The following is an 11,722-nucleotide window of genomic DNA, read 5'->3' on the forward strand; positions in this document are numbered from 1 at the left end:
ACCACGTTTAAGGGGATAAACTAATATAGATTTGCAAATCTTCTATAAAATAAAAAAAAAAAAACGTTTCCTTCCAAATGATTAACAAGCTTCCCATATCTTTTTAATTTTTTTTTAACTCATTGTAAATGTATTGTTTAATAAATAAAAGAAACATTTCTTATAGAAATTCAACAAAGTTATTGCTTCCTAAAAACAGTTAAACACTAAAAAATGTAACCTCTCATGAAATTGAAATAAAACATCCACTAAATTAAATAAAGCGTGCAGCAAGTCTAATTGAAAAGCGAAAAAGAGGTAAGCCTACACTTTATGGAAAAGATGATGATTCTAAGTCTAAATAATTAGTTTTTAGTTTTGCTTTCATGAAAATAAAATCCAACAAAAGCACCTCAGTTTCTGGGGCTTTTTGTTTATTTTAAAGTGTCGTAAATTCTATATGCTGCTAATTATTCTCAAAAACAACGCCACCTTATTACGAATTGTGTATCTATTGAACACAACTAATCAAAAATTCATGTTATGAAAAAAATCATTTTTTTTGCGATTTGCTTTATTGCAATACTTGCATCATGTAGTAATGACGATGACGCCAATAATGGCAACAACAACGATAATAACAACTTTGCAGATAACTTTGGGGCCAATATTAATGCTGACTTTTTTGGGCGTATTGCTGATCCATCAGGAATTGCAATCGCTGGTGCTGTAGTAAGCGTAGGTGGACAAAATACCACTACAGACTCCAATGGTCTTTTTATTATTGAAGGAGCAAATGTTAATGAACAATTTGCTTATCTCAAGGTAGAAAAAAATGGCTTTTTTAACGCTTCGCGTTCTCTAATTCCTACTAACAATGCTTCTAATGTTCAAATAACTATGTTGCCACGTGCACTCACAGGTAGCGTCATGAGTGGTACAAGTAGTAGTGTAACTGGTGCCGACGGTGAGCAAGTAACATTTGGAGGTGACTTTGTTGATGCTAATGGTAATGCATACAACGGTACGGTTAACGTTTATATGGATTTTCTAGATCCTACAGATAATATGACACAAACCGCCATGCCAGGAATGTTATATGGTGAAGATGAAAATGGGAATGAACAAGGACTAGATACCTTTGGAATGATCATTGTCGAACTTGAAGGTGCCAGTGGTGAATCGCTCAACCTAGCCGATGGTTCTCCAGCGACATTATGCTTCCCGGTTGACCCAAGTCTTCAAGGAGTTGCCCCTGCAACAATTCCATTGTGGTTTTTTGATGAAGCAAATGGTTACTGGAAAGAAGAAGGTCTAGCAACTTTAAATAATGGAGAATATTGTGGAGAGACCAGTCACTTTAGCTTTTGGAACTGTGATGCACCGTTTCCTATTGAAGAAGTATGCATTACAGTAACCGATGATCAAGGAAATCCAATAGCTGGTGCTGATGTTTGTATTACTACAGCTTCCATCACATATGCTCGATGCGGTGTTACGGATGCTAATGGAGAAGTATGCGGAATGATGCCGGCTAACCAGGTCTTAACTATAGATATAATAGATTCTTGTAATAACATCACCTCAACTCAAAATGCAGGGCCTTTTACGGCTCCAGCGGCAGTAACCATACCTATTCCGATTACATCATCATCTGTTCAGAATATTAGTGGAGATTTATTAGATTGTAATGGCCTACCAGTTACCAATGGTTATGTCATCCTTGATGATGGAACTAATGTGAGCTATACAAATGTTACTGGTGGAACATTTAACTTTTCTGTACTTGTTTGTACTACAAGTCCAAATATGTTTACACTTGAAGGAGTAGATCTAAATTCGTTGGAATCATCAGGGCAAGTGAGTTATACCTACACAAACCCTAATACTAATATAGGTAGCTTATATACCTGTAACACCTTAACCGAATATATTGAATATACATTGGATTCAAATCCTCAAAAAGTAGTAACTATAAGATTAAATGGTAGTTTAGGTGCAGCAAATAATCCAAACGGATTTACAGTTTCTGGTTCTACTAATCCAAATAATGAGTTCTTAGGGTTGTTTTTCCAAGATAATGCGTTAGGTTCCTATGCACTGGATGGTAGTTTTACAGTAGGAATGACGTTCTTCTTTGAATCTTCAGCTTTAGAAATCGATTACAACAACACAGGTAACAGCGTGAATGCACAAGTCAATGCAAATGCACCGAACGTGGGCGATTATTATGATGGAACTTTTTCAGGATCTTACTTTGATCAATCTGGAGTGAATCACACAATTACAGGAAGTTTTCATGTGATCCGTGATAATTAGAATAAGTTAGTTTCGCTTTTGCGAAAGTGTATAATTTAAAAATCCCTGTAACTTAATTGTTACAGGGATTTTTTTGATATGAACTAAGATTTAAAATTCAAGTACATTCCATACTGCAAGTGCAATCATCAAAACGCTGTACATTAAATTACGATAGCTTTTTTTGTGCACTGAAGACCATTTTTTAATCGTTGTGTACAAAAACAAAATTCCCATAAGTCCAAAAAAGACTGAAAAAATAATTTTAAATATCATACCGTCGGTTTAAGTTATATTCATAAAACAACTAACTTTTAAACTAAAATAAAAAAAGCCCCTTTTTTCTACAACTTGAATAACTAATTATTTTATAGTTATTTAAAAAAAGTCAACTAGTTCTAAATCTTGTATTTCATATTTTATCATCAATTGAAAAATAAGATGAAACAACAATAGGGTTTTCTCAACATTTACGATTACTTGGTCTCGCTTTCGCGAAAGCGAAATCAAAAACCTAACTTTGCAAAACCTTTAAAACACACAAGATGCCTAAACTTATTGCACCATCAGTACTCGCAGCAGATTTTGCTAACCTACAACGCGATGTAGAAATGATTAACCGCAGTGATGCTGACTGGTTTCACATCGATATTATGGACGGTGTTTTTGTACCTAATATTTCTTTTGGGATGCCCGTATTGCGTGATATTGTAAAGCATGCTACTAAAACTATTGACTGTCATTTAATGATTGTTGATCCAGATCGTTATGTAAAGACGTTTGCAGGTTTAGGTTGTGATATACTTACCGTTCATTATGAAGCCTGCACGCATTTACACAGAACTTTACAACTTATAAAGTCGCACGGTATGAAGGCTGGTGTGGCATTGAATCCGCATACGAGTGTTGATTTATTAAAAGATACGATTCAAGACATCGATATGGTATGTTTAATGAGTGTAAATCCTGGTTTTGGTGGGCAAAGCTTTATAGAGAATACGTATGAAAAAGTAAAAGAGCTTAAAACCCTTATTGATTCAAAAGGCGCCAATACTCTTATAGAAATAGACGGCGGCGTTACTGATAAGAATGCAAAACAACTGGTTGATGCTGGTGCAGACGTTCTAGTTGCTGGTAGTTATGTATTCAAATCAAATGACCCAACATTTACTGTAGCTGAATTGAGAAAGATGGTGAACTAAAACTTTTTACATCAGTTCTAACGGTATTAAAATAGGCCGATCAAACACAGGGATAGACTATGTAACTACCGTTTGATGTATTCTGTGTTATTAATAAACATTCTGTTGATATTAATAAGGCTTGTTCCTAAATAAGATGCAACAACCTTAATGTTAATTTAATCTATTACGGTAAGCGTGCATCTGTTTATTAGAATTACTTTTGTAAGCTTAATAAGAAGGCGTTATGGCAAGTACAGGCTTTGTAGAATTTTTTGCAGCATTTGATTTTAAAGAAATGTTCACCGCAGGAATGATCCTTTTTGCGGTGATTGATATTATCGGTAGTATTCCTATTATTGTTGATTTAAGACGTAAAGTAGGTCATGTTCAAAGTGAAAAAGCCTCTATAGTAGCAGGGGTTTTAATGATCGTTTTTATGTTTGTAGGAGAAAGCATGCTAGGTCTGATAGGTATAGATGTCAATTCTTTTGCAGTAGCTGGTGCTTTTATTATTTTCTTTATCGCACTGGAAATGATTTTAGGAATCCAACTTTATAAGGATGATGCTCCAGAAACGGCTGCTATTATTCCTATTGCTTTTCCTCTTATCGCAGGTGCAGGAACCTTGACTTCAGTTCTTTCTTTACGTTCTGAATATGCTGCTATTAACATAATCATAGCTATCATTTTCAATATTATCTTTGTCTATGTAGTTTTGAAAAACTCTGGTAGAATAGAGAAATTGATAGGAAAACAAGGTATTAGTGTGGTTAGAAAAATATTTGGTGTGATCTTATTAGCTATTGCGGTAAAACTGTTTACTGCAAATATCCAAGAGTTATTTTAGTTAAGAAATCCTTATTGAACCTTGAAAACTTTAAGACCGTTATTATATTTGGACAATAATAATTAATACTGGTCCATCCAGTTTTAATCTCAAATATTATAAGGTATTTTATTTGAGAACCGTATCAACTTTTGACCCCTCAAATGTTATGAAATATGTATTTTATTTAATCGCAATTCTAGCCATTGCGAGTATTGTTTTCAATGTGTTCAAATTAGATTTTGACCATTTTTTTCAAGGAGAAAGTCAGATTGCAGCGATAAGTATTCTTGCGGCTTTGTGTGTAGTACTATTAATGGGAATCATGATTATTTCTAAAGCTATTGCAAATAAATACGACGACAGATAAAAGTATCGTGATTAGCATCAAGAAATTATTTTTGATCACTCAATTCTAACAGCTTCTTAATCATATCATCTTCTTCATTTAGTAATTTTACCTTAAGCTCTGTAGTGAAAAGTTGTTCTGCAAGACAAGATTTAATGATGACAGCAATTTCATCCCTATAACCAGGTAATTTGATACTTGTATTGTACAATTGTGCATATTGAATAAATGCATTCATCATCTTTTCTGAAACCTCATAATTATCAATAAAATCCTTTTCTTTCATCGACCTCAATTCCATTCCTTCATTTTGTAAATATCGATTTACAAACTGATCTGCAAAACCTGTTCTACCAAAGTAGTCTAGCGTTTGTAACACATAGCCATCTGGACTCGCTACAAAAACATCTGGAATAATACCGCCGCCGCCATAAACTACTTTGCCGCCTGGTGTTATTTTTTTGAGCGAATCGTTTACCTCAATATTTGCTGCGTTTAAAAGCTCTCCATTGCTATAGCGCTCTATATATTCTTTAAAATAATCTTCATTACCGTTATCATAAGGTCGCTGTATACTTCTTCCTGTAGGCGTATAATATCTTGCAATGGTTAACCTTACAGCACTTCCATCACCTAATTTTATTTCTTGTTGTACCAGACCTTTTCCAAAACTTCTACGACCGATTATTGTTCCTGTATCATTATCTTGTAAAGCACCAGCAACAACCTCGCTAGCACTAGCACTATTTTCATTAATTAAAATAAACACTTTGTTATTCTCAAAAGATCCATTGTCTGTAGCATAACTGTCTTTGCGCTTATTATTTCTATCTTTTTGAAAGAGAATGAGTTTATCTTCTTCAAGAAACTCATCTGCGATTTCTACCGCTGCACTTAAAACGCCACCTGGATTGTCCCTTAAGTCCAATGCTATTTGCGTTGCACCGCTTCTTTTTAAATCTTTAATTGCTTTTTTGAATTCGTCTTCTGTAGTTTCTGCAAAGCGATTGATTTTAATGTAACCTAGTTTTGAAGAAAGCATATAAGCTGCATCAATACTTTTTATAGCAACATTACCTCTAATCACTGGTATATTAATTACTTCTTCATCTCCTGGTCTAAGAATACCTAGGATTACTTTTGATCCTTCTTCTCCTTTTAAAGTGTTTGTAGAAACTGCATTCTGACCAAAAAGTGGTTTCCCATCTGCATACAAAATCTTATCGCCACCTTTAATACCTGCCTTATCACTAGGTCCATTTTCTATAGAACGCAAAACAGAAATAGAGTCTTGATTCATAAAAAAGCGTATCCCGATGCCTACAAAATCGCCACGCATGTTATTCTCTACATCTTCTGCCTGATCGCTAGGAATATAAACCGAGTGTGGATCAAGATTTTGCATGATCTCATTTACCGTTACATCAACGATACTGTCGGTATTTATTTTATCTACATAACGCTGGTCTATAAGGTCAATAAGGCGATTTAATTTGCGTTTTTTTGTACTTGTAGTAGATGCTATGTAGCCGTCACCTATACTATTTTCATTAAGAATATTTCCCAACCATATACCTATGGCAAAGATAATTCCTAAAAATAAGGGATAGTAAAGGTGTCTTTTTTTCATAAATTGGTTTGGTCTATTTGCTCTGTAATAACTCCTGCTTTTTTAAGAAATTGCAAGCCACTATCATCTTTGTAGCCTTCAATGTAAACAACACGTTTTATGCCACTTTGATGAATCAATTTACTACAGTCTTTACACGGCGACATGGTAATGTACAAAGTTGCATCGCGGCAACTTTGTGTAGAACCTGCTACTTTAAGAATCGCATTTGCCTCTGCATGAAGTACGTACCATTTTGTATAACCTTCGTCGTCTTCACAAAAATTCTCAAATCCACTAGGCGTGCCATTGTAACCATCGCTTATAATCATGCGATCTCTAACGATTAATGCACCTACCTGACGTCGTTCACAATGAGATAGCTTGCCCCATTCTGTAGCCATTCTTAGATAAGCGACGTCATATCTATGTTGTTTTTCTTTTTTCACTTCTTCGTTTAGATTGAAAAAACAAACTTGATTAATTATTTGTTTGTTTGATTAAATTCTTACTAGTAAATTGTTTGATGTAGTTTCGCTTTCGCGAAAGCGAGACTTAAAACATCCATCTAACGATCAATAAAGGAATTACCATTCCTAGAACAATAGACGATATAATTTGTATCCATTCATTTTTATTAAAACGAAATAATCCTGTGAACATAAAATTGAACACTAGAACAATAAATATAACAAGTAATTGACCTAATTCAATTCCTAAAGCAAATTCTATTAGCATAAGTAACTTACTTTCTGCTCCAGAGGCCAGCATTTTAAATCCATTTGCAAAGCCAAATCCATGAACAAGGCCAAAGAATAATGCTACAATTAATGTGACCCAATTGTTGTTATCTCTATGTCTATTTCCTGCTGTAAAAATATTATACAGCGCTGCAATTGCTATAGTCACGACAATTAAAAACTCTATATAACTACTATTAAACATAACGCTGCCATAAATGACTAATAACATTGAAATGATATGTCCTATAGTAAATGCTAAACTTAATCCTATTAACTTTTTCCAGCTATTGAAAAGAAAAGGAACAGCAATAAGTATGAAAAAAAGCACATGATCATAAGCACCTACATTAAAATTCATCACATGATAGAATCCTTCTGATACGTATAAAATAAAATCGTCCATTAAAAAAATATTTGAGCTATATCAAAAGTAAGGTATACAATAGGAGAATGGAAATACATTTAAATAAAGATAAGTGTAAAAAGGAGCTTTTTACCAGTTAATAAAAGAAGAAGAAAGATTACTAAATTACAGACCCATTAGAAAATTTAATTATAACAACCCAATAGAAGAACTACAAAACAGATGTGTTCCACTTATGGGTTGAACTCAGCTATTGTTTTATTCTAGCTATTTAAAGTTTGTAAAATAATGGGGTAGAATTAGATGATCAAAAGATTAAATCTAATTTCCTACAAATTATATATATTTACCGCTAGATTGTATCTTATGAAGAGTATATATACTATTTGTTATGTAAGTAAAGCATCATCTGAGCTTACTAAGAATGACATTGAAAGGTTATTTAATTATACGGCATCAACAAATAGTAAATTTGATGTAAGCGGTATGCTACTTCATTCTTTAGGTAATTTTTTTCAAGTTTTAGAAGGTGAAGAAAAACATCTTTTAGGTCTATATGAAAAGATTAAAGAAGATGTTAGACATGGAGATATTTATGAGGTTTATAATAAGAGAACTAATCAACCTGTTTTTAATAATTATAATTCAAAATTTGATATCGTAAAAACTAGTGAAGATTTAGACATGCTAATCACCTATCTCAATCAAGATCGATCTAATAGCACAAACCATAAGTTAAAAAGGCTATTACAACCCTTTGCAATGTTAGGCGAGTTTTAGTGTAATGAAAGGTAGTGTAAACTGAACTCTGTCTGACATTTATTTTTTCGTTTCAAAAGTGCCATATCGCTGATAAACGTTCCTTTTGTTTTGGTCACCTTACCTACCTGTCTATGATATCCTTCTACTGTATTAGTAGTATATATAATTTTTCTGATCTCAGCAGTATACTAAAAGTATTGAAGTAGATGTTCCCAGTTGTTTTTCCAACTTTGTATAATTACAGGATGTTTTGAGTTTCATTTTTGATCTTGTAGTTCCAGCTGATCTTCTGCATACTTTTGTTATCTGGTCTGTAAACATCCTTTAAATCTTTCATAATCGCTTTCTGATTCTTTGATGCAACATACTTTAATAAGTTGCTTATCTGCTGTACGATACAGAGTTGTACCTCTATCTTTGGTAACACACTTGATATAGCATTGGTAAAACCTTTCAAATTATCTGTACAGGCTATTAAAAAATCTTTTAAGCCATGATTGTTTAGCTCAGTCAGAACTTGTAGCAAAAAGTTTGCTCCTTTACTTCCTGAAAGATAAATACCTAAGACCTCTTTTCACCCCTCGGTATTGAATTAATATATTATAGAGCGCCTTGTGTTGGACTTATCAATTACCTTGACTTTGAAATGGACGGCATCCAGCCAGACGATAGAGTATAGCGACTCCAGCAGATGATTCTGCTAGGTTTTGACATATGGAATGATGGATCTGTGATTTGACTAAGCTAAGTACCGTGTGTAAATGTCAGTATCGTACATCTCCTTAAATATGAGATGAGATATCTCTATAACTCATTCCTAACCCATAAAGACCGATGATTTTATCGGATAGATTATCTGCCAGTATTCTCTGACGCTTTTTCACCAGTTCAGGTTGAAAGTTGCTGTGACGTTCTTCTGCTATTTAAATATCAAAAGAGCCGAAACCGATTTTGATTGTTTTCTTGCCTTTGCTGCTACGCTTTTTGTCTCTGGGTCGCTGATCAACATCTAAATGTTTTCACATCTCTGACTCCAGCGCCTTATCAATAAAGTTCTTTACCACGGGTGCAAAAACTCCGTCTTTACCGAAAAGACTATTGCCAGACATAAACTGTTCCAGCGATCTCTTCTCTAAATCTTGTTGTGCTTGTGTGCTCATGTTATCTGATTAAAATTAAATTATTATTATAATCCGACAGAGTTCAGTTTACATTCTCAAAAAACACCAACTTTCTAAAATTCATAATTGCTCCATAAATATAGAAACAATTATAAATACGTTTTTGGCATATATTCTAATTAATTTATCACACATGTTGAGAAAACTATTGAAATTTAAATTATTCACTCCACACGCTTAAATATAAAAAAGATAGAAAATGAGAAATTAAGTACAAAAATCATGTCTGACGTAGATCATTAAATATTCTATGAAGGAAAAGAACTCCTTGTCACAAATTTAATACTTATATGAAAACTTCAACCTTAAGAGGTAATTATGTAGTAACGTATTAAAGATAACTAAACTACTTTGTTATTGATGTCTACTATAACAACATAGCCTAAATATTAATTATAGTGAATAATTAAAATAAGCTCGAAATTGATCAAAAATAAAACCCTTATTCAATAAAGAATAAGGGTTTAAAAGAAGGCGGCGACATACTCTCCCACAATTAGCAGTACCATCTGCGCAAATGGGCTTAACTTCTCTGTTCGGAAAGGTAAGAGGTGAGCCCCATCGCTATAACCACCTTAAATTTTCGGCTATTAACCGTAAAGGTTGACATATTGAAAATATAAACGTAATAAAATAAATAGAATGAATATCTAAGCTTACGGGTAATTAGTATCACTCGGCTATGACATTACTGCCTTTACACCTATGACCTATCAACGTGGTAGTCTCCCACGACCCTTTAAAGAAATCTCATCTTGTGATGGGTTTCGCGCTTATATGCTTTCAGCGCTTATCCCTTCCCGACGTAGCTACCCAGCAATGCCCCTGGCGGAACAACTGGTAGACCAGCGGTCAGTCCAACTCGGTCCTCTCGTACTAAAGTCAGATTCACTCAAATTTCTTGCGCCCACTACAGATAGAGACCGAACTGTCTCACGACGTTCTGAACCCAGCTCGCGTGCCACTTTAATGGGCGAACAGCCCAACCCTTGGGACCTTCTCCAGCCCCAGGATGTGACGAGCCGACATCGAGGTGCCAAACCCCCCCGTCGATGTGAGCTCTTGGGGGAGATCAGCCTGTTATCCCCGGCGTACCTTTTATCCTTTGAGCGATGGCCCTTCCATACGGAACCACCGGATCACTATGCTCTTGTTTCCAACCTGATCGACCTGTATGTCTCTCAGTCAAGCACCCTTATGCCATTGCACTCTACGCACGGTTACCAAGCGTGCTGAGGGTACCTTTAGAAGCCTCCGTTACTCTTTTGGAGGCGACCACCCCAGTCAAACTACCCACCAAGCAATGTCCCTTGTAAAAGGTTAGATTTCAAATAAGCAAAGGGTGGTATTTCAACAATGACTCCATACTACCTAGCGATAATACTTCAAAGTCTCCCACCTATCCTACACATTACTTATCCAAAATCAATACTAAGCTATAGTAAAGGTGCACGGGGTCTTTTCGTCCCGTAGCGGGTAATCGGCATCTTCACCGATACTACAATTTCACCGAGCTCATGGCTGAGACAGTATCCAAATCGTTACACCATTCGTGCAGGTCGGAACTTACCCGACAAGGAATTTCGCTACCTTAGGACCGTTATAGTTACGGCCGCCGTTTACCGGGGCTTCAATTGAGATCTTCGCCGAAGCTAAACCCTCCTCTTAACCTTCCGGCACCGGGCAGGTGTCAGGCCCTATACATCATCTTTCGATTTAGCAGAGCCCTGTGTTTTTGATAAACAGTCGCTTGGATCTTTTCACTGCGCCCTATAAATAGGGGACCTTTCTCCCGAAGTTACAGGTCTATTTTGCCTAATTCCTTAGCCATGAATCACTCGAGCACCTTAGAATTCTCATCCCAACCACCTGTGTCGGTTTACGGTACGGGCTGCTTCACTCGCTTTTCTTGGAAGTTGTTCCTTTAGATTATCCACTCAGTCGTAACCTTGTGGTACTATCCCAATCTTAAAAATTGGTTCAACGTACTATTCCGTCAGTACGCACTAAATTCACACCTCCGTCACTTTTAACGTGAGCAGGTACAGGAATATTAACCTGTTGTCCATCCACTTCCCCCTTCGGGTACGCGTTAGGACCCGACTAACCCTCAGCTGATTAGCATAGCTGAGGAAACCTTGGTCTTTCGGTGAGAGGGTTTCTCGCCCTCTTTATCGTTACTTATGCCTACATTTTCGTTTCTATTCACTCCAACAATTCTTACAAATCATCTTCAACGTAAATAGAATGCTCCCCTACCACTCTTTCGAATTCATAGCTTCGGTAGTATGTTTATGCCCGATTATTATCCATGCCGTACCGCTCGACTAGTGAGCTGTTACGCACTCTTTAAATGAATGGCTGCTTCCAAGCCAACATCCTAGCTGTCAATGCAGTACAACCTCGTTTATTCAACTTAACATACAT

Annotated in this window: 11 protein-coding genes, 2 rRNA genes and 1 pseudogene; 6 read left to right on the plus strand and 8 right to left on the minus strand. The window is 35.5% G+C overall.

The genetic code is table 11. From position 1 onward, the window contains the following. Positions 1-522: 522 nt before the first annotated feature. The 4 genes from ACTF54_RS09855 (at position 523) to ACTF54_RS09870 (ending at position 4,657) form a co-directional block, all read left to right on the plus strand. The gene (locus ACTF54_RS09855; protein WP_438969257.1) at positions 523-2,298 is read left to right on the plus strand and encodes a carboxypeptidase-like regulatory domain-containing protein; all 1,776 of its coding nucleotides are present in this window, start codon (positions 523-525) and stop codon (positions 2,296-2,298) included. Between the two features lie 524 nt (positions 2,299-2,822). Next, on the plus strand, positions 2,823-3,479 hold the full coding sequence (rpe, locus tag ACTF54_RS09860) for a ribulose-phosphate 3-epimerase (protein WP_347197486.1): 657 nt from the start codon (positions 2,823-2,825) through the stop codon (positions 3,477-3,479). 226 nt (positions 3,480-3,705) lie between these two features. After that, entirely contained in the window at positions 3,706-4,308 is a 603-nt protein-coding gene (locus ACTF54_RS09865) for a MarC family protein (protein ID WP_347197487.1), read from the plus strand. Positions 4,309-4,456: 148 nt separating this feature from the next. Beyond that, on the plus strand, positions 4,457-4,657 hold the full coding sequence (locus ACTF54_RS09870) for a hypothetical protein (RefSeq protein ID WP_438969258.1): 201 nt from the start codon (positions 4,457-4,459) through the stop codon (positions 4,655-4,657). A 25-nt stretch (positions 4,658-4,682) separates the two neighbouring features. Here the strand turns inward: ACTF54_RS09870 and ACTF54_RS09875 are convergent, their stop codons facing one another. The 3 genes from ACTF54_RS09875 to ACTF54_RS09885 all read right to left on the minus strand — a co-directional run bounded on the left by ACTF54_RS09875 (position 4,683) and on the right by ACTF54_RS09885 (position 7,391). Further along, positions 4,683-6,266, minus strand: coding sequence for a S41 family peptidase (locus ACTF54_RS09875; RefSeq protein ID WP_438969259.1), 1,584 nt, complete (start codon positions 6,264-6,266; stop codon positions 4,683-4,685). Beyond that, positions 6,263-6,694, minus strand: coding sequence for a deoxycytidylate deaminase (locus tag ACTF54_RS09880; RefSeq protein ID WP_347197490.1), 432 nt, complete (start codon positions 6,692-6,694; stop codon positions 6,263-6,265). Before ACTF54_RS09880 ends, ACTF54_RS09875 begins: the two co-directional genes overlap by 4 nt. Before the next feature lie 106 nt (positions 6,695-6,800). Continuing rightward, a complete protein-coding gene (locus ACTF54_RS09885; RefSeq protein WP_347197491.1) occupies positions 6,801-7,391 on the minus strand; it encodes a HupE/UreJ family protein in 591 nt (196 codons plus the stop codon). Between the two features lie 100 nt (positions 7,392-7,491). Between ACTF54_RS09885 and ACTF54_RS09890 the strand changes: the two are divergent. Further along, positions 7,492-7,596 (plus strand): annotated as a pseudogene (locus tag ACTF54_RS09890) (IS30 family transposase); the annotation flags it as partial. Positions 7,597-7,718: 122 nt separating this feature from the next. Continuing rightward, positions 7,719-8,132, plus strand: coding sequence for a BLUF domain-containing protein (locus ACTF54_RS09895; protein ID WP_347197492.1), 414 nt, complete (start codon positions 7,719-7,721; stop codon positions 8,130-8,132). 220 nt (positions 8,133-8,352) lie between these two features. On the opposite strand, the gene ACTF54_RS09900 is transcribed toward ACTF54_RS09895, so the two are convergent. The 5 genes from ACTF54_RS09900 to ACTF54_RS09920 form a co-directional block, all read right to left on the minus strand. Beyond that, positions 8,353-8,640: a transposase gene (locus ACTF54_RS09900; RefSeq protein WP_438969260.1), complete on the minus strand. Its 288-nt coding sequence runs from the start codon at positions 8,638-8,640 to the stop codon at positions 8,353-8,355. A 256-nt stretch (positions 8,641-8,896) separates the two neighbouring features. Beyond that, positions 8,897-9,037 carry a transposase gene (locus ACTF54_RS09905; protein WP_438969265.1) on the minus strand — a complete coding sequence of 47 codons (141 nt, stop codon included), beginning with the start codon at positions 9,035-9,037 and terminating at the stop codon, positions 8,897-8,899. A gap of 96 nt (positions 9,038-9,133) precedes the next feature. After that, complete coding sequence (locus tag ACTF54_RS09910; RefSeq protein ID WP_438969261.1) at positions 9,134-9,274, minus strand: hypothetical protein; 141 nt, start codon at positions 9,272-9,274, stop codon at positions 9,134-9,136. Between the two features lie 490 nt (positions 9,275-9,764). Further along, positions 9,765-9,873 (minus strand): 5S ribosomal RNA (rrf, locus tag ACTF54_RS09915). A 67-nt stretch (positions 9,874-9,940) separates the two neighbouring features. Then, positions 9,941-11,722: ribosomal RNA gene (locus tag ACTF54_RS09920) — 23S ribosomal RNA — on the minus strand; the annotation flags it as partial.

Source organism: Nonlabens sp., from assembly GCF_965657255.1.
GTDB lineage: Bacteria > Bacteroidota > Bacteroidia > Flavobacteriales > Flavobacteriaceae > Nonlabens.